Below are 22369 nucleotides of genomic sequence, written 5' to 3'. Positions count from 1 at the left end.
TGTCCAGCCCTGAACGGAGGGTGCATCATCATGCATGACATGAGTATTAGACCAGAATAGAGATGTCCTTGAATCGCGACAAGAAACGTCCAGTGCCGGCAAGGATGTTTTCAAACCCGCTCACAAAGGTGTCGCTATCGTCGTTGGGTGGGCATACGGCAATTGGGTTGAACCTGCCACCGATTTTGCCCTCCTATTCAATAGCAAGGCCCGCCATTCAAACGCCTGTTTTCAGGTTGTTGCCCTCGCAAACGATCGAACGCATTTGCGCCCTTGAGCGCCTGCCGGCGCTCGGGTAATGTCATCAGACCCACAGGACAGAGCACGCCCATGACTTCCAAGCTGGAACAACTCAAGCAATTCACCACCGTCGTAGCCGATACCGGCGATTTTTCTACCCTCGCCAAGCTCAAGCCGCAAGATGCCACCACTAACCCTTCCCTGCTGCTCAAGGCCGCTTCGATCCCAGGCTATGCCAAGCTGCTGGATGAGTGCGTAAAGGACTGCAACGGTGATGTGGGCCTGGCCAGCGACCGCTTTGCGGTGGCGGTAGGTCAAGAGATCCTCAAAGTGGTGCCGGGCCGTATTTCCACTGAAGTGGATGCCCGCCTGTCGTTCGACACTGACGCCGTACTCAAGCGCGCGCACCGTCTGATCGACCTGTACGACAAAGCCGGCGTTGGCCGCGACCGCGTACTGATCAAGATCGCCTCCACCTGGGAAGGCATCCGCGCCGCCGAGCAGCTGGAAAAAGAAGGCATCCAGACCAACCTGACGCTGTTGTTCTCCTTCGCCCAGGCCGTGGCCTGTGCAGAGGCTGGCGTGTTCCTGATCTCGCCGTTCGTGGGTCGAATCTACGATTGGTACAAAAAGGCCAACGGCAACGACTACACCGGTGCTGAAGACCCGGGCGTGCAGTCGGTGACGCGCATCTACAACTACTACAAGGCCAACGGCTACAAGACCGTGGTGATGGGCGCGAGCTTCCGCAACCTGAGCCAGATCGAAGAGCTGGCTGGGTGTGATCGCCTGACCATCAGCCCGGACTTGCTGGAGAAGCTGGCGGCGGATGAAGGCAAGCTGGAGCGCAAGTTGTCGCCAGGCCATGCCGGTGAAGCCCGCGTGCATCTGACTGAAGCGCAGTTCCGTTGGGAGTCCAACGAGGACGCGATGGCGACTGAGAAGCTGGCGGAAGGTATTCGTCAGTTTGCTCGGGACCAGGAGAAGCTGGAGGCGCTGCTGTCGGCCAAGCTGTAAGGGCAGATAGCAGCAAAAAGGGCGGCACCTTGGCGGGTGTCGCCCTTTTTTGTGCTGCCAATTTCAAGCCAGTCACAAATCCAATGTGGGAGGGGCGGTGCGACGATTCGACTTGCTCCCGATGGCGGTGGGTCAGTCAGCATATTTATGACTGACATACCGCAATCGGGGGCAAGCCCCCTCCCCCATTTTGATCACATTTCAATTGAGGATCAGTGGCGCTCGAGGGCGTTGACGAGGTCGTGGAAGGCTTCGCGGTTGGACTCGTTGAGGCCCATGAGGATCTTGTGCGCTTCCAGCACCTTGACCCGTACGATCTCTTCGGACTGGTCTTGCGACGGCAGGTCGGTGAGGCATTCCGGGCAGGGAATTGGGCGGTCAACGATGTTGAACACCTGGTCAAAGCCCATCGACTGCAATAGACGGGTGATGTCTTCGTGGGTGGTGACCACAGTCGGCAACAGGCCGACCTTCTGCCGAGACAGAATGGACAACTTGGCCAGCAGGCCAAGAGTGGTGCTATCGATGCTGCGGGTTTCGGTCAGATCGATCACGATCGCCGAGAAGTTCAGCGCTGTGAAGATCCGCTCAATCGTCGCATCCAGCGCCGAACACAAGGTCAGGCGCACTTCGCCGACAAACTTCAGGACAAACGTCCCGTCTTGCTCGGCGAATTGGATTCTTCCGGTACTCATCAAAGATTCCTGCTCAACACCAATAGGGCGATATCATCCGGCATCTCCCCTAGCGTGGCCAATCCAAAAACCTGCCGCAGGCCATCCAGGCTGCCGCCCGCCGACTTGACCTTTTGGGGCAAGGCGGCTTCTTTCTCTTTGAGTGTAGGCTCTGGAAGAAGGTCCAGGATGCCGTCTGACATCAGCGTGAGGCTGAACGTCGGCGGCAGCTCCAGGATGTGGTCTTCGTAGGTGGCTTCGTTGAACAAGCCTACCGGCAGACCACGCCCCTCCAGGTAACGCACACTGTCTGGAGTGTATAAAACCGGCATCGGCAGGTGACCGCCAATGCTGTAGGTCAAAAGACCGGTTTCTTCATCAATCACGCCGCCGACCATCGTCACGTGCTTGCCCAGCTTGCAGCTGATCAGGCCCCGGTTGATGTGGCCCAGTACCTCGGAGGGCGTGAACTCCGGCAAGGTGCCATTGCGCTTGGATTCGAACAACAACCGCGTGGTCATGAACTTCAACAACACGGTGACAAAAGCAGAGGAAGCGCCATGGCCGGAGACATCGGCCAGGTAGAACGCCACACGTCGCTCATCCACACGGAAGTAATCGACAAAATCACCCGACAAGTACAGTGACGGGATGATCTGGTGGGCAAACTGGAAGTCGTCGATGGTCCAGGGGCTGACCGGCAGCATGTTCATTTGCACCTGGCGACCGGCATTCTGGTCTTCCTGGAGCAGGTTGAGGCTGGCTTCGAGTTCGCGGTTGGCGGTTTCGAGCTTTTCGCGGTAGCGCTGGTTTTCCACCAACAGGCGCGCACGATCCAGGGCACGGCGCACCGAGTGCTCCAGCACCGCCAGGTCTTCCAGGGGTTTGATCAGATAATCGGCGGCACCCAGGCGCAAGGCTTCGACAGCATCGTTCATCACCCCGGCGCCCGACACGACAATCACCGGCGTCTGCGGGGCGAGCTCAGTCACCTGGCGAATCAGCTCCAGGCCGCCCATCTGGGGCATGCGCAGGTCGCAGATCACAAGGTCGGGCTGGTCGCGCTCGAATACCTGGAGACCCTGTTGGCCATTACCGGCCTGCAGGACGCTGAAGCCACTGTCTTCCAAATAGGCCGCGAGGCTCGCGCGCACTACTTCGTCGTCATCGATTATCAGCAGCGTGGCACTGGTTTTTTGCATGTGGGCAAACGGCGCCAGAATTAGGTTGGCGTAGGTGGCGCGACAAGGGTCGGGCGCACGTACTGGATTCGCTTTCTAGCCTCTCTGTCCTACAAAGCATTGGGATTTTCCCCATGCACAACGGTAAAGCAGAGGTGCCCTTCTAAGGCGCAGACGGTACTCCCATCCGTCAGGGGTTTCAAGCTCATGCCGATGGTCGCCGAGCGTCTTTACACCGCAAATCACCGGGAGTTATAAGAACAGGCACGACCACAACACAAAGTAAGGATGAAGCCCATGAGCGAACACGAGCGCGACTACGCCGAAAAACGCGATTTCATCCGCATGCGCGTGGATGCCGATGTGTCGCTGATCCACGCAGGACAAGAGATCGCCGGGGTGTGCGTGGACCTGTCCAGCTCCGGCATGCAGGTGCAGGCGCCACGCCAGTTCAATGTAGGCGACCTGTTGACCGTGCGCATCGATTCGGAGCACGCGGCACTGAAAGGCCTGGAGGCCGATACCCAGGTGGTGTGGACCAGGGCCACAGGCGAAGACCAGCACCTGGGCCTCAAGATCCTGAAAATGCGCTGAAACCGCGCACAAAAAAGGCGACCCAAGTGGGTCGCCTTTTTCATTTCAAAACGTCACAGCTTAAAAGTCGTCAACGACCTTGCCGTCCTTGACCTTGAACTCACGGTTCTGCAGGTAAGCGTTACGAATGAAGGTGTACTTGTCACCAGTGATCAGCTTCTCGCTGTCGAGCAGGCTGGCACGGGTGTCGACGATGTTCAGGCCAAAGGTGCTGTTGCGCCAGCCGATATCGTTCATGTAGCGGTACGGTTGGGTGTAGCTGTCCACGTACTTGGACGGCGCGTCACGCAAGGTGCTTGGGCCCAACAGTGGCAGCATCACGTACGGACCGCTGCCGACACCCCAGTAGCCGAGGGTCTGGCCGAAGTCTTCGTCGCTGCGTTGCAGCCCCATTTTGGTGCCGACATCGATGAAGCCCAGCACGCCGAAGGTGGTGTTGACCAGCAAACGGGCGGTGTCGACACCGGCATTATGCGGCTTGAGTTGCAGCACGTTGTTGGCCAGGTTGCCCACATCGCCAATGTTGCGGAAGAAGTTGTGAATGCCATCCTGCACGAACTGCGGAGTCACGAACTGATAGCCCTGGGCCAATGGCTTGAGCGCATAGGTATCAACGGTGTCGTTAAAGGTAAAGATCGGGCGGTTGACGCTTTCCCATGGATCGTCTTCCGATGCAGCCTGTGCGGCGAAAGGCGCCAGTAAGACAGTGGCACACACCGACAACTGAGCGAAATAGTGGCTCCAGCGCATAGCTTTTGCTCCTTGAATGGTCTGTCATGGGCGCTATGCCCTGAATAAGGCCGTCAGTATATGACGGAAGTCGCCAATTAGGCAGCAACTAGGAATCGTCAGACCTAAAATGGACAAAATTCCTACAATTAACAATCCTGTCATCGACTTGTCATCCCGGCTCGATAGCGTTGGCGCTATTTCAGGGATGTCGACATGCCTCACGCCGAGATAGCCATCGCCAGCGCTCCCACTTTGACTGCCGTCCTGTTTGGCCTGAGTGGCTGCCTGGTGGACTTCGGTTCCCGGGCGCGCACCGACTCGCCCTCCCCGGACTCCCAAGCCACACCGGGCGCGCTGAAAATCCTGCGAGCCCTCAAGGAGCAAGGCGTACCCTGCGCCTGGCTGGATGAACTCCCCCCCTCCATCACTACCCCACTCGCCGCCGGACTGCCCGACTGGCTCAAGGCGACGTCGCCCTCCTCCATTCGCTGGCCCGCGCCCCACGCCTGCTGGCAAGCCTTGATGGAACTGAACATCGAACGCCTGGAAGGCTGCGTATTGGTCAGTGGCGAACCGCGCCTGTTGCAATCAGGGCTCAATGCCGGGCTGTGGACCATCGGCCTGGCCTCCTGCGGCTCATTGTGCGGCATGGCGCCCGAACAATGGCAGGCGCTGAGCGAACAGGAACGCGAACATAAGCGCGGCAAGGCCACCGTTGCCCTTTACGGGCTGGGCGTGCACTCGGTAATCGATCACTTGGGCGAACTCGGCACATGCCTCGCCGATATCAGCCTGCGCCAGCTCAAAGGCGAAAAGCCCTGACACGGATCATGCACAGTCGACGCCAGTGGATTAATCTAAAGGTCAGCCCGTAGACCTTTCTCGGCGTGCCGCGGTCTATGCCAGTGCCTATCGATAAAAGGAAACACGTCATGCCTGATCGCAAAAAACTGGAAGAACAGGTCGAGATCCTGCGCGGGCAGTTGGAACAGGAACCGCCGCTGTCGGAAGAGAAACGTGATGCATTGGAAGCCTTGATTGCCAAGTTCGAATTACAACTCGAATTGGAACCGGCTACGCAAACCCCCAGTATTTCCGACGATGTGAATCAAGCGGCCATCGAGTTCGATGCTGAGCACCCGGTGATTTCCGGGACCTTGCGCAATATCATGATCACCTTGGGCAATATCGGGATCTAAACCAATCCCCAAGGCAATCACAGAAACCAATGTGGGAGCTGGCATGCCCGCGATAGCGATCATTCAGTCATCCATCAGGTGACTGATACACCGCCCTCGCAGGCAAGCCCGCTCCCACATTTGATTTGCGTGATAGCTACTGACGAGCCAGGCGCACGTTCTGGAACGCCACATCCTCAGTGCTGCGATACGGGTTGATATCCAGCCCGCCGCGCCGCACATAGCGCGCATACACCGTCAACTTCTCCGGCTTCAGCAAACGCTGCAAGTCCAAAAAGATGCGTTCCACACACTGTTCGTGGAAGTCCGAGTGCTGGCGAAAGCTCACGATGTATTCCAGCAGGCTGGCGTGATCCAGCGCCGAACCGCGATATTCCACCACGACACTGCCCCAGTCCGGTTGGCTGGTCACGGGGCAGTTGGATTTAAGCAGGTGGCTGTGCACGCTCTCCTCGACAACACGTGAGTCATCGCAACGCAGCAGTTCCGGGCGCGGATGCTCATAGTTGCTGACACTGATATCCAACTCATCGATGCACACACCTGGCAAGGCCATCACACCTTCGGCCTCGATCTCGGCCAGGCTGCGGATACGCACGCTCACCGGCTTGCCGGCGGCAGCACTGAGGTCAGTGCGCAAAGCGGCTTCCAGGCTGGTCGTATCGGCAAACGCAGTCTGGTTCAACGAGTTGAGGTACAACTTGAACGACTTGGACTCGATGATGTTCGGCGAGTCGGCCGGGATGCTGAACTCACCGATGGCCACCACCGGCTTGCCCGACGGGAGCAGCCAGGACAGTTCGAAGCAGTTCCAGAAATCCACACCCTTGTAAGGCAGGGTCTCGGCGCTCAGGCCAAGCTCGGCCCATTTGGCGGCACGCGGGATCGGGAACAGCAACGAAGGGGTGTAGGTGGAGATGTATTCACTGGACTTGCCCAGCGGCGAATGTTCGGCTGCGGGATGCATGGCGGAAACCTGGCTAAATTAACCGCACCAGTCTACCAGCCTTTGCCCCCGCGCCTAAGCGCCAGCGGATCAATCGACGTTGAGCTTGCCGACCATGCCCGCCTGGTAGTGCCCCGGAAGGTTGCAGGCAAACTCCAGGCCCGTGGCCTGGGTGAACGTCCAGGTCAGCTCGGCAGTTTTACCGGGCTCGACCAATACGCTATTGGGATCATCGTGTTTCATCGCACCATGCCCCATTGCTGCATGGTCCATCTTGCCCATGCCCGTGGCGGTCAGCATGCCGCTGGCCTGCATCTGCAGCATTTCCTTCTGGTGTTCGGCATGCATGGCCGCGTCGCCCAGGTTGAATTCGTGAAGCAACTGGCCCTTGTTGACCAGCACGAAGCGCACCGTCTCACCGGCTTTCACGTCCAGGGACTTGGGCGAAAAGGAAATGTCCTGCAACGTCACTTCTACTGTACGCGTGGCTTTGCTCGCCGGCGCCGCTTCACCGAAAGCATAGGTGTGGGCGGCATCGGCCATTGCTTCAACACTCAACGCCAGCAGGCAACTTGCCAATAACAGGGGTGTGCGCAACGCCATCTGTCTTCTCCTGAAATATATGAACAGCTTGGGCAGCACTCTAAGATTGCGCCGCTGCCAGCCAGCTGACTGCTAGATTACAACTTTGTCAGGTTGGTCCCCTGCCCTGGCACTCAAGGTATAAAGCCGTCGTCCACCGTTGCCAAGAGCCGCCCATGAAACTGCTGATCGTCGAAGACCAACCCAAAACCGGCCATTACCTGCGCCAGGGCCTGGCCGAGGCGGGTTTTACCACCGAACTGGTGGCCGACGGCACCAGCGGCCAGCACCTGGCGCTGACCGGTGACTACGATCTGTTGATCCTCGACGTGATGCTGCCGGGCCGTGACGGCTGGCAGATTCTCCAGGCTGTGCGCAGCGCCGGGCTGGATATCCCAGTGCTATTCCTCACCGCCCGCGACGCCGTGGAAGACCGCGTGCATGGCCTGGAGCTGGGCGCCGACGATTACCTGGTCAAGCCCTTCGCCTTTTCCGAACTGCTGGCGCGGGTGCGCAGCCTGTTGCGCCGAGGCAGCAGCACGCCCCAGGAAACCGCGCTGCAACTGGCCGACCTGCGCCTGGACCTGATCCGCCGCCGCGTTGAACGGGACGGCCAGCGCATCGACCTGACAGCCAAGGAATTTTCCCTGCTGGAACTGCTGCTTCGGCGCCAGGGCGAGGTGCTACCCAAATCGCTGATCGCCTCCCAGGTGTGGGACATGAACTTCGACAGCGACACCAATATCATCGAAGTGGCGATCCGCCGCTTGCGCCTGAAAGTCGACGATAACTTCCCCAATAAACTGATCCACACCGTACGTGGCATGGGTTATGTGCTGGAGGAGCGGTTCAATTGATCAAGCGTCTGTCCCTCGCCAGCCGCCTGGCGCTGCTGTTTGCTGCCTGCACCGCGGTGGTGTCGCTGATCGCCGGGGTGCTGTTCAACCACGCCAGCGAGGCGCACTTCATTGAGTTGGACCAGCAACAACTCGACAGCCAACTGGTGGCGCTGCGCGGTACGTTGCAGGGTGTCGACTCGCCGGGCACCTTCGCCAGACGTGAAGCGCAACTGCGCGCCGAACTCAATCACCAGCCCGAGCTGCGGGTGCGTATCACCGCCGCCGGCCAGCGTTGGCTGGACGATGCGCCAGGCGTGAACTTGCCCGACGCGCCCGGCCTGCACAGCCTGCAAAATGCCGGCACCGACTATCGGGTGTACAACGCGCCACTCACGCCAGGCCAACCCGACTCCCCCCTGCTGACGCTGATGCTCGACATCACCCACCACCAGCATTTCCTGCAGCGCATGCAGCACCTGATCTGGCTCACCGTCGGCCTGTCAGCCCTGGCGACCGCCCTGCTCGGCGCCTGGGCCGCGCGCAGTGGGTTGCAGCCGTTGCGACGCATGGGTGAAGTGGCCGCCAGTGTGTCGGCTCACTCCCTGACCCAGCGTTTGCCCCAGCAACACATGCCCGTAGAACTGGCCGAACTGGCCCAAGCCTTCAACGCCATGCTGGGTCGACTGGACGATGGGTTCCAGCGCCTCTCGGCGTTCTCCGCCGACATCGCCCATGAACTGCGCACGCCGCTGTCGAACCTGCTCACCCAGACCCAAGTCATCCTGACCCAGCCGCGCCCGCTGGAGGATTACCGCGAGGCGCTGCACAGCAACCTGGAAGAGCTGCAATGGATGGCGCAATTGGTCAATGACATGCTGTACCTGGCCAAGGCAGACCATGGCTTGCTCATGCCTAAACGCGTGCCTTTGGCGCTGGCAGATGAGGTGGATGCCTTGCTTGAGTTTTTCGCATTACTGGCGGAAGACGCTCAAGTCAGCCTGATTCGCGAAGGTACTGCCCATACCCTGGGTGATCGCGGCATGCTGCGCCGGGCCCTGTCGAACTTGCTGGATAACGCGCTGCGGTTCACGCCAGCGGGCGGCGAAGTGCGGGTGCGGATGACGGAAGGTGTGACGTTGACGGTTGAGAACACGGGGGAAGGCATTCCACCGGAGCTGTTACCGAAGTTGTTTGACCGCTTTTATCGGGCGGATCCCGCACGGCGTGAAGGTAGCAGCGAGCATGCGGGACTGGGGTTGGCGATTACCCAGTCGATTGTGCGGGCGCACGGGGGGAGGATTTTTTGTGAGTCTGAGGTGGGGTTGACGCGGTTTGTGATCGAGTTGCCCAAGGGGGATTGATGCAAGCTGGGCCAGCCCTTTCGCAGGCAAGCCAGCTCACACATTTTGAATGTATTCACAAGTCAAAGTGTGGGAGCTGGCTTGCCTGCGATAGCGATCTAAAGCTTCAGGAATACCTCAGCGCATGCGCCGGCTCTATCTTCGCCGCCCGATACGCCGGATACAGCGTCGCCAGGAAGCTCAACACAAACCCCGCCGTGCAAATCAGCACCACATCCCCACCTTGCAGTTCAGAAGGCAGGTTGCTGACAAAATACACATCCGAACTGAAAATATGCTGCCCGGTGACCCGCTCGACCCAGCCCACCAGCTCGCTCACGTTCAGCGCCGCAATCACGCCCAGTACGCCGCCAATCAAGGTACCGACGATACCGATCACTGTGCCCTGCACCATGAAGATCGCCATGATCTGCCGTGGCGTGGCGCCGATGGTGCGCAAAATCGCAATGTCCGCGCCCTTGTCGTTCACCACCATGATCAAGGTAGCAATGATGTTGAACGCCGCCACGGCGACGATCATCAGCAACAGCAGGCCGATCATGGTCTTTTCCATCTTCATCGCGCTGAACAGGCTGCCCTGGGTGTGGGTCCAGTCGTCAGGTTTGTAGGCGGCGCCCAGGCTGGCGGCGATGTCCGACGAGACCTTGGGGGCTGCGTAAAGGTCTTTCACCGCCAGGCGCACGCTTTGTACCTGGTTCGGTTGCCAATGCTGGATCTCTGCGGCGTCGGCCATGTGGATCATGGCCATGGACCCATCCAGCTCGGCGCCCACCTTGAAAATGCCCACGACATTCAAACGCTGCATACGTGGCGTGATGCCACCCGGTGCGGTGCTGATTTCCGGCACGATCAAGGTGAGCTTGTCGCCCACATTCAGGCGGAAACGCCGGGCAGTGATTTCGCCGACCACCACGCCAAACTCGCCAGGTTTCAGGTCATCCAGTTTGCCCCGCACGATGTGCTGGGCCACGATCGACACCTTGCCCTCCTGCGCCGGGTCAATGCCGCTGATCTCGATCGGTTGCATCGCGCCCTTGTAGGAGAACATGCCGTCCATCTGCGTGAAGGGGACTGCGGCAGTCACTTGCGGATTCTTCATCGCGGCGGCGGCCACGGGCTGCCAATCGTCGATCGGGTTCACGCCGACGATGGTCGCATGGGGCACCATGCCGAGGATGCGCGAGCTCATTTCGCGCTGGAAGCCGTTCATCACCGACAACACCACGATCATCGCCAAGACGCCCAGGGCGAGGCCGATCATCGAGGTCATCGAGATAAACGAGACAAAACGGTTGCGGCGCTTGGCGCGGGTATAGCGCGTGCCGATAAAAATCGATAACGGTCTGAACATTCGCGGGCACCGTTGAAAAAATGAAAAAGCCCGACGCTTGAAGCGCCGGGCTTGAAACGGGTCAGATGGCGACCAGATGACCTTCCTGCAGGTGCAACACGCGGTCCATCTGGCGGGCCATGCTCATGTCATGGGTCACCACCAGGAACGCGGTGCGCATCTGGGTGCTCAGTTCCAGCATCAAGTCCTTGATGCCCTGGGCGGTATGGGAGTCGAGGTTGCCGGTCGGCTCATCGAGCATCACCAGCCCTGGGTTGTTCACCAAGGCGCGGGCGATGGCCACACGCTGGCGCTCGCCGCCGGACAATTCAGCCGGTTTGTGCTCAAGGCGATGACCGAGGCCGACGCGCTCCAGCAGGGCCTTGGCGCGCTGGCGGGCTTCCGGGATTGCGGTCTTGCCGATCAACAACGGCATACACACGTTTTCCAGCGCGGTGAATTCCGGCAACAGGTGGTGGAACTGGTACACAAAGCCCAGCGAACGGTTGCGCAACTGGCCGCGGGCCTTTTCACCCAGGGCCGACAGCTCTTCGCCGGCCAGCCATACACTGCCCTGGGACGGCGTATCAAGGCCGCCCAGCAGGTTCAGCAAGGTGCTTTTGCCGGAACCGGAACTGCCGACGATCGCCACGCGTTCGCCCGGATGCAGTTCGAGTTGCAGGTTGGACAGCACCACCACCGATTCCGGGCCTTCCTCGTAGGATTTGCCCAGGTTGCGGCAGCTCAGGATTGCTTTTTCACTCATGCCCGATTCACTCATAACGTAAGGCCTGTGCTGGCTGGGTACGTGCCGCGCGCCAGGCTGGATACAGGGTGGCAAGGAAACTCAGGACCAACGCGGCGCCGCCCACCATCAACACGTCCTGGGCCTGAACCTGGGACGGCAAGTAGTCGATGAAGTAAACGTCGGCGTTGAGAAACTTGTGGCCGATCAGGGTTTCGAGGCCAGCGATGGCCGCACTGACGTTCAGCGCGGCCAGAATGCCGACGGCCGTGCCGATCAAGGTGCCGACCACGCCGATCACGGTGCCCTGCACCATGAAGATCGCCATGATCTGCCCCGGCGTGGCGCCGAGGGTACGCAGGATGGCGATATCGCCCTTCTTGTCGTTCACCACCATCACCAGCGTGGAGATGATGTTGAAGGCCGCCACGGCGACAATCAGCAGCAACAACAGGCCGATCATGGCTTTTTCCATGCGAATGGCCTGGTACAGGTTGCCGTGGGTACGGGTCCAGTCGCGGGCGTAGTACTGGGACTCGCCCAGGTGCTGGGCAATTTCCCAGGCGCCGCGCGGCGCATCGAACAGGTCGGCAAACTTCAGGCGCAGGCCCTGCACCTGGTCCGGCTGCCAGCGATGCAGGCGCGCCAGGTCCGTGAGGTTGGTCAGGCCGAGGTAGCCGTCGATCTCGCCGGCGCCGACGTGGAAGGTGCCGACAACGGTGAAGCGCTTCATGCGCGGGAACATGCCGGCCGGGGTCACAGTGACTTCCGGCGCGACGAAGGTCAGCTTGTCGCCAAGGCCCACGCCGAGCTTGGCCGCGGCCTTGTCGCCGATGACAATGCCGAAGCTGCCGGGCGCCAGGTCATCGAGTTTGCCCGACAACATGAACTTGTCGATGATCGAGACGTTGCGTTCCTGGGCCGGGTCGATGCCATTGAGCAGGATCTTCTGCACCTTGCCATCGTTGGTCAGCAACCCCTGCATCTGGGTGAACGGCGCTACGGCCAGCACCTTGGGGTTCTGCTTGACCTTGTCGGCCAGGCTCTGCCAGTCGCTGATGGGCGCATCGCCCTCGATGGTCGCGTGGGGCACCATGCCCAGCACGCGGGTACGCATCTCATGATCGAAGCCATTCATCACCGACAGCACCACGATCATCACGACCACGCCCAAGGCGAGCCCGATCATCGACGTCAGGGAAATGAACGACACAAAATGATTGCGACGCTTTGCACGGGTATAACGCGTGCCGATAAATACGAAGAGAGGTCTGAACATGTCGGGGCTTGTTCGGAGGAAAAGAAGACGTCCCGGTGGCGGGGTCTGGTAAGCAGCTTTACACTCTGACCATTACCGCTAGCTGGGGTTCGCCATGTCGACATTAGATGAAGAAGAACGCCGCGAATACTACCGTATCGACGACATGATCGCACTTCAAATCAAAAGCCTGTCTGCCCCCGAGGCGGCGAGCAAGGAAGTGTTGCTGGATGATTCTCCACTGTTCAATTTACTCAGTGAATTGCACCTGAGTGAATTCGAAGCCCAGCACCTGCTGCGCCAGCTCAGTGAGAAGGATCGCACCCTCGCGGCCTTCCTCCGCGTGCAGAACAAACGCCTGGATCTGCTCAGCCAGATCATGGCGCGCGGCCTGCTGGATGAGGTCGGCGCACCGCAACCGGTGATCATTTCCGAAGGTGGCATCGATTTCCAGCACCCCACCCCCCTGCCGGCCGGCGCACACCTGGCGGTCAAGCTGGTGCTAATGCCCCAGGCGCTCGGCCTGCTGCTGCGCGCGCGAGTCACGCATTGCGAACCCAAAGGCGCAGGCTTTGACGTCGGCACGGAATTCGAAGCCATGACCGACGCCCAACGCCAACTGCTGGCGCGCTACATCCTGCAGAAACAGGCCCAGGAACGGCGCTTGGCGCGGGAACAGAGCGACGCCCAAGACATTTGAATTCTCGCACTCACCCCGCCAGACGATCTGGCGTAAAGGAGCAACTGTGACCCTGATCTACGGCCACCGCGGTGCCAAAGGCGAAGCACCGGAAAACACCCTGACCAGCTTCCAGGAGTGCCTCAAGCACGGCGTACGCCGCTGCGAACTGGATTTGCACCTGTCCATGGACGGCGAGCTGATGGTCATCCACGACCCGACCCTCAAGCGCACCGCCGACCGGCGCGGCAAAGTCGTCGAGTACTCGGCGGCGGACCTGGTGAAAATGGACGCGCGCAAGGGTGGACCGGGCTGGGTCAACCCTTGCCCGATCCCGCGCCTGGAAGAGCTGTTCGAAAAGTGCGATTTCGATCACTGGCAACTGGAGGTCAAAAGCGCTTCACGCACCCGCGCCGCCACCACCGTGCTGGCGATTCGCGAAATGGCCGTGCGCTTTGGCTTGATGGACAAAGTCACCGTCACCTCAAGTTCGCGGGAAGTGTTGAAAGCAGCCGTTGAACTCACCCCCGACCTGTCACGCGGCCTGGTCGCAGAATACGCCTGGCTCGACCCGCTAAAGGTCGCGCAGAACTACGGCTGTGAGATTCTGGCGCTGAACTGGACGTTGTGCACCCCTGAACGTCTGGAAAAAGCCCAGCGCCAGGGCTTGCACGTGTCCGTGTGGACAGTCAACGAACCTGCGCTGATGCGCAGGCTCGCCGACTTCGGCGTAGATAGCCTGATTACAGACTTTCCCGGTTTGGCCACTGCCACCCTCGGGAATTACTGAAATCGGTCTCCCCGGCCGGCTCAGGCCACCGGCCGGAGCCGCTCAAAAAAGCCGGTTGAGGCCGTCGTAGGCCGCTACCCGATAGGCTTCCGCCATGGTCGGGTAGTTGAACGTGGTGTTGACGAAGTACTTGAGGGTATTGAGTTCGCCCGGCTGGTTCATGATCGCCTGGCCGATATGCACGATCTCCGAGGCCTGGTAGCCGAAGCAATGCACGCCGAGGACTTCCAGGGTTTCACGGTGGAACAGGATCTTCAGCATGCCTTGCGGCTCACCGGCGATCTGCGCACGCGCCATGCTCTTGAAGAACGCCTTGCCCACTTCGTAAGGCACCTTGGCCTTGGTCAGTTCGTGCTCGTTCTTACCGATCGAGCTGATCTCCGGAATGGTGTAGATCCCGGTCGGTACGTCGTTCACATAGCGCCAGCTGCCATTGTCGACAATGCTGCCAGCGGCTGAACGGCCCTGGTCATGGGCGGCACTGGCCAGGCTCGGCCAGCCAATCACATCACCGGCGCCGTAAATGTTGGTCACGCAGGTGCGGTAGTTCTCATCGACTTCGATCTGGCCACGGCTGTTGACCTTGACCCCGATGTTTTCCATGCCCAGCTTGTCGGTGTTACCAGTGCGGCCGTTGCACCACAGCAAGGCGTCGGCCTTGATCTTCTTGCCGGACTTGAGGTGCAGGATCACGCCGTTATCCAGGCCTTCGACCCGCTCGTACTCTTCGTTGTGGCGCACAGTGATGTTGTTGTTGCTGAAGTGGTAGCTCAACGCCTGGGAAATTTCCGAGTCGAGGAAGCTCAGCAACTGGTCGCGGTTGTCCACCAGTTCGACCAGTACACCCAGGCCGCTGAAGATCGAGGCGTATTCACAGCCGATCACCCCGGCGCCGTAGATGATCAGTTTGCGCGGGGTGTGGCCCAGGCTCAGGATGGTGTCGCTATCGTAGATACGCGGGTGGTGGAAATCGATGTCTGCCGGACGATACGGACGCGAACCCGTGGCGATGATGATGTGTTTGGCCACCAGCTTCTCGACCACGCCGTTGGGGCAGACCACTTCGATGGTTTGCTCGTCGGCGAAGCTGCCGGTGCCAAAGAACAAGTCGACGCGGTTACGGGCGTAGTAGCCGGTACGCGAGGCGACTTGCTTGGAGATGACTTTCTCGGCGCTTTTGAGCACGTCCGGGAACGAGAACCAGCGCGGCTCACCAATGGCCCGGAACATCGGGTTGGTATTGAACTGCATGATCTGGCGCACGGAGTGACGCAAGGCCTTGGACGGGATGGTGCCCAGGTGGGTGCAGTTACCGCCGACCTGGCGACGGCTATCGACCATCGCCACCTTGCGCCCCGCTTTGGCGGCGTTCATCGCCGCACCTTCTCCAGCCGGGCCGGAACCCAGTACCACCACGTCGTAGTTGTAGACAGCCATGCGTACTCCTCAGAACAGGCCAGGCGTACGGTTGGACGCCGGGCTAAATCATGCCGCGGCCAGCGGTCATGAAGGACAATTTGGCTCAAGTGTGTGAACCGGGGCACAGTCTATATAAGGCTCAACGCCGCGAACATTAACCCTTGGTCGCGTCGTAGGCCAGTCTTGCCTTTACTACAACATCAGGAATTTGCAATTACACTGCCGACAAGCACCCTTACAGGACGGGCAATTATGCGACACGTCGTTTTCTGTTTATTACTGATGCTGTCCATCATGGTGCAGGCCAATGAGGCGGATCGGCTGAAGCAGGCCGATTTTCCGGCGCAGTCCCAGCAACTGACGTTGAAAAACCAGGCGGTGCTCACTTACCTCTGGGCGGATGTTTACGCGGCTGCGCTGTATGCCCCGTCCGACCTGAGCGCCAAGCAGGCTTGGGCACAACAAAAAGCGCTGCGCCTGACGCTGTATTACTTTCGCGACATCGACCGCAATGACGTGATCAAGGCGGCTAATACAACGCTGGAACGCCAGCAAGCCAACGCGAGCTTGAAGCCGGAACTGGAAAAACTGCATGCTCGCTTTCGTAATATTCAAGCCGGTGATCGATACGCCCTGGATTATCGACCAGGGCGTGGCTTGCACCTGGAGATCAATGGGCAAGTGGTGTTCAGCAGCCGCGATGACGCGCTGGCGCGGGCATACCTCGGGATTTGGTTGGCGCCCGAGGGGTTGTCCGCCAGCCTGCGCAACAAGCTTTTGGACTGAAGGCCCCATCGCAGGCAAGCCAGCTCCCACATTTGAATGTATGCACCTATGAGAATGTGGGAGCTGGCTTGCCTGCGAAGAGGCCCCACCAAACAACACAAAACCCCCAGCCATAAAAAAAGCCCCGAACCAGTCGGGGCTTTTTCATTCAACGCTAATGCTTAGCGCGGGAACGCAGGCGGGTTGACCCCGGCCATGTCTTCCATCACGCGAACCACCTGGCAGCTGTAGCCGAACTCGTTGTCGTACCACACGTACAGTACAACGCGGTTGTCCTGGGTAATGGTCGCTTCGGCGTCCACCACACCGGCGTGGCGCGAGCCCACGAAGTCGGTGGAGACCACTTCCTGCGAGTTGACGAAGTCGATTTGCTTATGCAGATCGGAGTGCAGCGCCATGTAGCGCAGGTACTCGTTCATCTCTTCACGGGTAGCGGCTTTCTCAAGGTTCAGGTTGAGAATGGCCATCGACACGTTTGGCGTCGGAACGCGGATCGCATTACCGGTCAGTTTGCCGGCCAGCTCAGGCAAGGCCTTGGCAGCAGCGGTGGCAGCACCGGTCTCGGTGATCACCATGTTCAACGCAGCGCTGCGGCCACGGCGATCGCCTTTGTGGAAGTTGTCGATCAGGTTCTGGTCGTTGGTGTACGAGTGAACGGTTTCAACGTGGCCGTTGACGATGCCGAACTTGTCATTCACAGCCTTCAGCACCGGCACGATGGCGTTGGTGGTGCAGGAAGCGGCGGAAACGATCTTGTCGTCAGCGGTGATTTCAGCGTGGTTGATGCCGTGAACGATGTTCTTCAGCTTGCCTTTGCCAGGCGCGGTCAGGACAACGCGGTCAACACCCGGGCAGGCCAAGTGCTGGCCCAGACCTTCGGCGTCACGCCATACACCGGTGTTGTCCACCAGCAGGGCGTCCTTGATGCCGTACTGGGTGTAATCCACCTCGGACGGGTTCTTCGCGTAGATCACCTGGATCAGGTTACCGTTGGCGGTGATGGTGTTGTTTTCTTCGTCGATGACGATGGTGCCGTTGAACGGGCCGTGTACCGAATCGCGGCGCAGCAGGCTGGCACGCTTGGTCAGGTCGTTCTCGGCGCCTTTACGCACCACGATGGCCCGCAGGCGCAGGCCGTCGCCGCCACCGGTTTTTTCGATCAGGATGCGTGCCAGCAGGCGGCCGATACGACCGAAGCCGTACAGCACAACGTCGGTGCCTTTGCGGGCAGCGGCGTTTTGCTGGCCAACCACATCGGCCATTTCTTCACGCACGAACTGCTCGGCGGTACGGCCGGCGCCTTCCTTGCGGAATTTGTAGGCCAGCTTGCCCAGGTCTACCGATGCCGCGCCGAGCTTGAGCTCGCTCATGGCCTTAAGCAGTGGGAATGTTTCGTGGACGGAGAGTTCGCTGTCGTCGGCGGAACGGTGACGCGCAAAGCGGTGGGCTTTGAGAATCGCGATGACGGACTGGTTGATCAGGCTGCGGCCATAGATCGAGCTCACCACATTGTTATTGCGGTACAGCTGACCGATAAGCGGGATCATCGCTTCTGCGAGTGCTTCACGGTCGATCCATTCACCAAGACACTGGTCGGGCTTCTGAGTCACGGGAACCTTCCACATGTAGGGGCTGAAAAAAGGGGCTACATTATGCCGCCCGACCGCCCCCGGAGCAATGCGCCTTCAGCAACAAAAAGCCCTTGCGGAAAATTGACACCCCGCTACAGCCCAGTAAATACGCGGGTTCCAGAAGGCCACTAATGGCACGCGCAAGACAACTTGTCCGTAACCCTCCGAAAAACGCGTACATTTTGGCACTACATATTGAGTCAAAACCCGCCATTGTTTGTCTTAGCCACTACATTTCCCATAAACCGTAATAGGCTCAGTCAGAAACTGACAGGCGGCACCTTGGGCCGTTACAATTACCGACTTTGTCGCAACGCTTGGAGCTCAACCTTCCGTGCCCGTTCTGCGTCTACCGCTTCTCCCTGCCGCGGCAGGTAAACAGCACTGGGGCAACCTGCCCGGTGCCGCCCTGAGCCTGGCCATCGCCGAGGCTGCCAGCGCAGCCAAGCGCTTTACCCTGCTGCTCACCGCCGACAGCCAAAGCGCCGAACGGTTGGAGCAGGAGCTGAGCTTCTTCGCCCCCGATTTGCCGGTGCTGCACTTCCCCGACTGGGAAACCCTGCCCTACGACCTGTTCTCGCCGCACCAGGACATCATCTCCCAGCGTATCGCCAGCCTGTACCGCCTGCCGGAACTGGCCCATGGCGTGCTGGTGGTGCCTATTACCACGGCGCTGCATCGTCTGGCGCCGACCAAGTTCCTGCTGGGCAGCAGCCTGGTGCTGGATATCGGTCAGAAGCTCGACGTGGAACAGATGCGCACGCGCCTGGAAGCCAGCGGCTACCGCTGCGTGGACACGGTGTACGAGCACGGCGAATTCGCCGTGCGCGGGGCGCTGATCGACCTGTTCCCGATGGGCAGCAAGTTGCCGTACCGCATCGACCTGTTCGATGACGAAATCGAGACCCTGCGTACCTTCGATCCGGAAAACCAGCGCTCCATTGATAAAGTCGACTCGGTCAAGCTGCTCCCCGCGCGGGAATTCCCGCTGCAAAAAGACGCGGTCACCCGCTTCAAGGCGCGCTTCCGTGAACGCTTCGACGTGGACTTCCGCCGCTGCCCGATCTTCCAGGACCTCAGCAGCGGGATTACCCCGGCCGGTATCGAGTACTACCTGCCGTTGTTCTTTGACGAAACCTCCACCCTTTTCGATTACCTGCCCCAGGACACCCAGGTGTTCTCGCTGCCGGGTATCGAACAGGCCGCAGAAAACTTCTGGAACGACGTGCGTAACCGCTATGAAGAGCGCCGCGTCGATCCGTCCCGTCCTTTATTGCCGCCTGCAGAACTGTTCCTGCCAGTGGAAGACTGCTTCGCGCGCCTGAAAAGCTGGCCGCGTGTGGTCGCCAGCCAACAGGATGTGGAAACCGGCGCTGGCCGTGAACGCTTCCCGGCGGCAACACTGCCGGACCTGGCGATCCAGGCCAAAGCCACGCAACCGCTGGAAGCGCTGTCCAACTTCCTCGGCGACTTCCCTGGCCGCGTGCTGTTTACCGCCGAATCCGCAGGCCGTCGCGAAGTGCTGCTGGAACTGCTCGAACGCCTGAAGCTGCGACCGAAAACCGTCGACAGCTGGCCCGATTTTGTCAAAAGCAAAGAGCGCCTGGCGATCACCATCGCGCCACTGGACGAAGGCCTGTTGCTGGATGATCCGGCTCTAGCGCTGATTGCCGAAAGCCCGCTGTTCGGCCAGCGTGTGATGCAGCGCCGCCGTCGTGAAAAACGCGCCGATGCCAACAACGATGCCGTGATCAAGAACCTCACCGAGCTGCGCGAAGGCGCGCCGGTGGTGCATATCGACCACGGCGTCGGCCGCTACCTGGGCTTGCAGACCCTGGAGATCGACAACCAGGCCGCCGAATTCCTCACCATGGAATACGCCGAGGGCGCCAAGCTCTATGTACCGGTGGCCAACCTGCATTTGATCGCCCGCTACACTGGCAGCGACGACGCCCTGGCGCCGTTGCACCGCTTGGGCTCGGAGACCTGGCAGAAAGCCAAGCGCAAGGCCGCCGAACAAGTGCGCGACGTCGCCGCCGAACTGCTCGACATCTATGCACGCCGCGCGGCGCGCGAAGGTTACGCGTTTGCCGACCCGAAAGCCGACTACGCCACCTTCAGCGCCGGCTTCGCTTTCGAGGAAACCCCGGACCAGCAAACCACCATCGAAGCCGTGCGCGCCGACATGCTCGCGCCCAAGCCCATGGACCGCCTGGTCTGCGGCGACGTGGGCTTCGGCAAGACCGAAGTGGCCATGCGCGCCGCTTTTATTGCCGTGCATGGCGGCAAGCAAGTAGCGATTCTGGTCCCCACCACCTTGCTCGCCCAGCAGCACTACAACAGCTTCCGCGACCGCTTTGCCGACTGGCCAGTGACCGTGGAAGTCATGAGCCGCTTCAAATCGGCCAAGGAAGTGAATGCGGCCATCGCCGATTTGGCCGAAGGCAAGATCGACATCGTGATCGGCACGCACAAGCTGCTGTCGGACGACGTGAAGATCAAGAACCTGGGCCTGGTGATCATCGACGAAGAACACCGCTTTGGTGTGCGTCAGAAAGAACAGCTCAAGGCCCTGCGCAGCGAAGTCGACATCCTCACCCTCACCGCCACACCGATTCCGCGCACGCTGAACATGGCGGTGTCGGGCATGCGCGATCTGTCGATCATCGCCACGCCGCCGGCACGTCGCCTGTCGGTGCGCACCTTCGTGATGGAGCAGAACAAGAGCACGGTCAAGGAAGCGCTGTTGCGCGAACTGCTGCGCGGCGGGCAGGTTTACTACCTGCACAACGACGTAAAAACCATCGAGAAATGCGCCGCCGACCTCGCCGAGCTGGTGCCGGAGGCGCGTATCGCCATCGGCCACGGCCAAATGCGCGAGCGCGAACTCGAACAGGTGATGAGCGACTTCTACCACAAGCGCTTCAACGTGCTGATCGCCTCGACCATCATCGAGACCGGTATCGACGTGCCAAGCGCGAACACCATCATCATCGAACGGGCGGACAAGTTCGGCCTGGCCCAACTGCACCAACTGCGCGGCCGGGTGGGGCGTAGTCACCACCAGGCGTATGCCTACCTGCTGACGCCGCCGCGCCAACAGATCACCTCCGACGCCGAAAAGCGCCTGGAAGCCATCGCCAACACCCAGGACCTGGGCGCCGGTTTTGTACTGGCCACCAACGACCTGGAAATCCGTGGTGCCGGTGAACTGTTGGGCGACGGCCAGAGCGGGCAGATCCAGGCGGTCGGTTTCACCCTGTATATGGAGATGCTTGAGCGCGCGGTGAAAGCCATCCGCAAAGGCGAGCAACCGAACCTCGATCAACCGCTGGGCGGCGGTCCGGAGATCAACCTGCGCTTGCCGGCGTTGATTCCCGAAGACTACCTGCCGGATGTGCATGCGCGGCTGATCCTGTACAAACGCATCGCCTCGGCCACCGACGAAGAAGGTCTCAAGGACCTGCAGGTGGAGATGATCGACCGCTTCGGCCTGTTGCCGGAACCGACCAAGAACCTGGTGCGCCTGACCCTGCTGAAATTGCAGGCCGAGCAGCTTGGCATCAAGAAAGTCGACGCCGGGCCGCAGGGTGGGCGCATCGAGTTCGAGGCGCAGACACCGGTGGATCCACTGGTGCTGATCAAGCTGATCCAGGGCCAGCCCAACCGCTACAAGTTCGAAGGGGCTACGCTGTTCAAGTTCATGGTGCCGATGGAACGTGCCGAAGAACGCTTTAATACATTGGAGGCGTTGTTCGAGCGCCTCATCCCGAAATCTGCTTGAAGGACGCCCCGATGCGCCTGTTCCGCATTTTGAGCCTGTTGTTGGTGGTAGCGGCACCTGCGGCGTTCGCCGACAGCCCCTACCAGGTGGAAATGATCCTGGTGCGCCAGAACGCGGAGCCGGTGATCAACAGCCGCGCCGCGCCGGAAAACTGGGATGCCGGCGCCGTGCGCCTGGGTGATAAATGGAGTCCGCCGCGCCTGAGTAATATCGTCGACAAGCTGCGTGCCGACTCAAGCTACACGGTGCTGGCGCACAAGGCCTGGGAGCAGAACCTCGGCGATCAGCCGGTCAAAGTCGCCATCACCGACGGCCAGGAGCAGTTCGGCCAGTTTCCCATCGAGGGCGTGTTGAGCCTGCAATTGGGGCGTTTTACCGATATCGATGCGAACTTCTGGATCAACCAGTTCGACGCCAACGGCAGCGTGATCGCCAGCGAACACTTGAGCCAGACCGATGTGCGCACCAAGAACAACCAGCTCAACTACCTGGACGGCGGCCACCTGGCGTTGCTGATCAAGATCACCTCGCTGACCGCCAAGCCCCCCAGCGCGCCACCGCCCGACATCCAGGACTGATCCA

At 60.3% G+C, this 22369-nt stretch carries 21 protein-coding genes; 11 read left to right on the top strand and 10 right to left on the bottom strand.

The window, feature by feature from the left end:
- Positions 1-330 precede the first annotated feature (330 nt).
- The gene (gene tal, locus PF1751_RS07945) at positions 331-1257 is read left to right on the top strand and encodes a transaldolase (RefSeq protein ID WP_010212023.1); all 927 of its coding nucleotides are present in this window, start codon (positions 331-333) and stop codon (positions 1255-1257) included.
- Positions 1258-1469: 212 nt separating this feature from the next.
- On the opposite strand, the gene rssC is transcribed toward tal, so the two are convergent.
- On the bottom strand, positions 1470-1952 hold the full coding sequence (rssC, locus tag PF1751_RS07940; RefSeq protein ID WP_010212025.1) for an anti-sigma factor antagonist RssC: 483 nt from the start codon (positions 1950-1952) through the stop codon (positions 1470-1472).
- The gene (gene rssB / locus PF1751_RS07935; RefSeq protein ID WP_010212027.1) at positions 1952-3133 is read right to left on the bottom strand and encodes a two-component system response regulator RssB; all 1182 of its coding nucleotides are present in this window, start codon (positions 3131-3133) and stop codon (positions 1952-1954) included. Before rssB ends, rssC begins: the two co-directional genes overlap by 1 nt.
- A gap of 276 nt (positions 3134-3409) precedes the next feature.
- Between rssB and PF1751_RS07930 the strand changes: the two genes are divergently transcribed.
- Positions 3410-3706: a PilZ domain-containing protein gene (locus tag PF1751_RS07930; protein WP_010212028.1), complete on the top strand. Its 297-nt coding sequence runs from the start codon at positions 3410-3412 to the stop codon at positions 3704-3706.
- Between the two features lie 60 nt (positions 3707-3766).
- Here PF1751_RS07930 and PF1751_RS07925 read toward each other — a convergent pair whose 3' ends face one another.
- The gene (locus tag PF1751_RS07925) at positions 3767-4456 is read right to left on the bottom strand and encodes an MlaA family lipoprotein (protein ID WP_010212030.1); all 690 of its coding nucleotides are present in this window, start codon (positions 4454-4456) and stop codon (positions 3767-3769) included.
- 195 nt (positions 4457-4651) lie between these two features.
- Between PF1751_RS07925 and PF1751_RS07920 the strand changes: the two genes are divergently transcribed.
- Entirely contained in the window at positions 4652-5260 is a 609-nt protein-coding gene (locus PF1751_RS07920) for an HAD superfamily inactivated hydrolase PcrP (RefSeq protein ID WP_010212032.1), read from the top strand.
- A 110-nt stretch (positions 5261-5370) separates the two neighbouring features.
- Positions 5371-5637 carry a DUF4404 family protein gene (locus PF1751_RS07915; RefSeq protein WP_010212034.1) on the top strand — a complete coding sequence of 89 codons (267 nt, stop codon included), beginning with the start codon at positions 5371-5373 and terminating at the stop codon, positions 5635-5637.
- 136 nt (positions 5638-5773) lie between these two features.
- Here the strand turns inward: PF1751_RS07915 and queF are convergent, their stop codons facing one another.
- Together queF and copI are read right to left on the bottom strand one after the other, a co-directional pair.
- Entirely contained in the window at positions 5774-6604 is an 831-nt protein-coding gene (queF, locus tag PF1751_RS07910; RefSeq protein WP_021490981.1) for an NADPH-dependent 7-cyano-7-deazaguanine reductase QueF, read from the bottom strand.
- A 69-nt stretch (positions 6605-6673) separates the two neighbouring features.
- Positions 6674-7186 carry a copper-resistant cuproprotein CopI gene (copI, locus tag PF1751_RS07905; protein WP_010212040.1) on the bottom strand — a complete coding sequence of 171 codons (513 nt, stop codon included), beginning with the start codon at positions 7184-7186 and terminating at the stop codon, positions 6674-6676.
- Positions 7187-7341: 155 nt separating this feature from the next.
- On the opposite strand from copI, the gene PF1751_RS07900 reads away from it, so the two are divergent.
- Entirely contained in the window at positions 7342-8022 is a 681-nt protein-coding gene (locus PF1751_RS07900) for a heavy metal response regulator transcription factor (RefSeq protein ID WP_010212042.1), read from the top strand.
- On the top strand, positions 8019-9365 hold the full coding sequence (locus PF1751_RS07895; RefSeq protein ID WP_021490983.1) for a heavy metal sensor histidine kinase: 1347 nt from the start codon (positions 8019-8021) through the stop codon (positions 9363-9365). The genes PF1751_RS07900 and PF1751_RS07895 overlap by 4 nt, the downstream gene beginning before the upstream one ends.
- A 106-nt stretch (positions 9366-9471) precedes the next feature.
- On the opposite strand, the gene PF1751_RS07890 is transcribed toward PF1751_RS07895, so the two are convergent.
- From PF1751_RS07890 to PF1751_RS07880, 3 genes are all read right to left on the bottom strand, one after another.
- The gene (locus PF1751_RS07890) at positions 9472-10716 is read right to left on the bottom strand and encodes a lipoprotein-releasing ABC transporter permease subunit (protein ID WP_010212046.1); all 1245 of its coding nucleotides are present in this window, start codon (positions 10714-10716) and stop codon (positions 9472-9474) included.
- A gap of 61 nt (positions 10717-10777) precedes the next feature.
- Positions 10778-11461 (bottom strand): lipoprotein-releasing ABC transporter ATP-binding protein LolD, encoded by a 684-nt coding sequence (gene lolD, locus PF1751_RS07885; protein ID WP_017477213.1) that lies wholly within the window; start codon positions 11459-11461, stop codon positions 10778-10780.
- A 7-nt stretch (positions 11462-11468) separates the two neighbouring features.
- Positions 11469-12719: a lipoprotein-releasing ABC transporter permease subunit gene (locus PF1751_RS07880; RefSeq protein ID WP_010212047.1), complete on the bottom strand. Its 1251-nt coding sequence runs from the start codon at positions 12717-12719 to the stop codon at positions 11469-11471.
- Between the two features lie 94 nt (positions 12720-12813).
- Here PF1751_RS07880 and PF1751_RS07875 point away from each other — a divergent pair, with 94 nt between their 5' ends.
- Both PF1751_RS07875 and PF1751_RS07870 read left to right on the top strand, forming a co-directional pair.
- A complete protein-coding gene (locus tag PF1751_RS07875) occupies positions 12814-13398 on the top strand; it encodes a PilZ domain-containing protein (RefSeq protein WP_010212049.1) in 585 nt (194 codons plus the stop codon).
- A gap of 46 nt (positions 13399-13444) precedes the next feature.
- Positions 13445-14167, top strand: a complete 723-nt coding sequence (locus PF1751_RS07870) for a glycerophosphodiester phosphodiesterase (RefSeq protein ID WP_010212050.1) — start codon at positions 13445-13447, stop codon at positions 14165-14167.
- Between the two features lie 42 nt (positions 14168-14209).
- Here the strand turns inward: PF1751_RS07870 and sthA are convergent, their stop codons facing one another.
- Positions 14210-15604 (bottom strand): Si-specific NAD(P)(+) transhydrogenase, encoded by a 1395-nt coding sequence (sthA, locus tag PF1751_RS07865; RefSeq protein WP_010212052.1) that lies wholly within the window; start codon positions 15602-15604, stop codon positions 14210-14212.
- 234 nt (positions 15605-15838) lie between these two features.
- Between sthA and PF1751_RS07860 the strand changes: the two genes are divergently transcribed.
- Complete coding sequence (locus PF1751_RS07860) at positions 15839-16372, top strand: chalcone isomerase family protein (RefSeq protein ID WP_044286840.1); 534 nt, start codon at positions 15839-15841, stop codon at positions 16370-16372.
- A gap of 161 nt (positions 16373-16533) precedes the next feature.
- Here the strand turns inward: PF1751_RS07860 and PF1751_RS07855 are convergent, their stop codons facing one another.
- Positions 16534-17997 (bottom strand): glyceraldehyde-3-phosphate dehydrogenase, encoded by a 1464-nt coding sequence (locus PF1751_RS07855; protein WP_021490985.1) that lies wholly within the window; start codon positions 17995-17997, stop codon positions 16534-16536.
- A gap of 340 nt (positions 17998-18337) precedes the next feature.
- Between PF1751_RS07855 and mfd the strand changes: the two genes are divergently transcribed.
- Together mfd and PF1751_RS07845 are read left to right on the top strand one after the other, a co-directional pair.
- Positions 18338-21787 carry a transcription-repair coupling factor gene (gene mfd / locus PF1751_RS07850; protein ID WP_021490986.1) on the top strand — a complete coding sequence of 1150 codons (3450 nt, stop codon included), beginning with the start codon at positions 18338-18340 and terminating at the stop codon, positions 21785-21787.
- Positions 21788-21798: 11 nt separating this feature from the next.
- The gene (locus tag PF1751_RS07845; protein ID WP_042570741.1) at positions 21799-22365 is read left to right on the top strand and encodes a CsiV family protein; all 567 of its coding nucleotides are present in this window, start codon (positions 21799-21801) and stop codon (positions 22363-22365) included.
- Positions 22366-22369 lie beyond the last annotated feature (4 nt).

Origin of the sequence: Pseudomonas simiae (genome assembly GCF_000934565.1) — a bacterium.
Lineage (GTDB): Bacteria > Pseudomonadota > Gammaproteobacteria > Pseudomonadales > Pseudomonadaceae > Aquipseudomonas > Aquipseudomonas simiae.
Note: the sequence above shows the minus strand (reverse complement) of the source record. Positions and strands in the feature narration are given on the sequence as shown.

What these genes read in the sequence shown, in the direction of transcription:
- tal (WP_010212023.1), top strand. Translation starts at nt 331, where the DNA reads ATGACTTCCAAGCTGGAACAACTCAAGCAATTCACCACCGTCGTAGCC.
- rssC (WP_010212025.1), bottom strand. Translation starts at nt 1,952, where the DNA reads ATGAGTACCGGAAGAATCCAATTCGCCGAGCAAGACGGGACGTTTGTC.
- rssB (WP_010212027.1), bottom strand. Translation starts at nt 3,133, where the DNA reads ATGCAAAAAACCAGTGCCACGCTGCTGATAATCGATGACGACGAAGTA.
- PF1751_RS07930 (WP_010212028.1), top strand. Translation starts at nt 3,410, where the DNA reads ATGAGCGAACACGAGCGCGACTACGCCGAAAAACGCGATTTCATCCGC.
- PF1751_RS07925 (WP_010212030.1), bottom strand. Translation starts at nt 4,456, where the DNA reads ATGCGCTGGAGCCACTATTTCGCTCAGTTGTCGGTGTGTGCCACTGTC.
- PF1751_RS07920 (WP_010212032.1), top strand. Translation starts at nt 4,652, where the DNA reads ATGCCTCACGCCGAGATAGCCATCGCCAGCGCTCCCACTTTGACTGCC.
- PF1751_RS07915 (WP_010212034.1), top strand. Translation starts at nt 5,371, where the DNA reads ATGCCTGATCGCAAAAAACTGGAAGAACAGGTCGAGATCCTGCGCGGG.
- queF (WP_021490981.1), bottom strand. Translation starts at nt 6,604, where the DNA reads ATGCATCCCGCAGCCGAACATTCGCCGCTGGGCAAGTCCAGTGAATAC.
- copI (WP_010212040.1), bottom strand. Translation starts at nt 7,186, where the DNA reads ATGGCGTTGCGCACACCCCTGTTATTGGCAAGTTGCCTGCTGGCGTTG.
- PF1751_RS07900 (WP_010212042.1), top strand. Translation starts at nt 7,342, where the DNA reads ATGAAACTGCTGATCGTCGAAGACCAACCCAAAACCGGCCATTACCTG.
- PF1751_RS07890 (WP_010212046.1), bottom strand. Translation starts at nt 10,716, where the DNA reads ATGTTCAGACCGTTATCGATTTTTATCGGCACGCGCTATACCCGCGCC.
- lolD (WP_017477213.1), bottom strand. Translation starts at nt 11,461, where the DNA reads ATGAGTGAAAAAGCAATCCTGAGCTGCCGCAACCTGGGCAAATCCTAC.
- PF1751_RS07880 (WP_010212047.1), bottom strand. Translation starts at nt 12,719, where the DNA reads ATGTTCAGACCTCTCTTCGTATTTATCGGCACGCGTTATACCCGTGCA.
- PF1751_RS07875 (WP_010212049.1), top strand. Translation starts at nt 12,814, where the DNA reads ATGTCGACATTAGATGAAGAAGAACGCCGCGAATACTACCGTATCGAC.
- sthA (WP_010212052.1), bottom strand. Translation starts at nt 15,604, where the DNA reads ATGGCTGTCTACAACTACGACGTGGTGGTACTGGGTTCCGGCCCGGCT.
- PF1751_RS07860 (WP_044286840.1), top strand. Translation starts at nt 15,839, where the DNA reads ATGCGACACGTCGTTTTCTGTTTATTACTGATGCTGTCCATCATGGTG.
- PF1751_RS07855 (WP_021490985.1), bottom strand. Translation starts at nt 17,997, where the DNA reads ATGTGGAAGGTTCCCGTGACTCAGAAGCCCGACCAGTGTCTTGGTGAA.
- PF1751_RS07845 (WP_042570741.1), top strand. Translation starts at nt 21,799, where the DNA reads ATGCGCCTGTTCCGCATTTTGAGCCTGTTGTTGGTGGTAGCGGCACCT.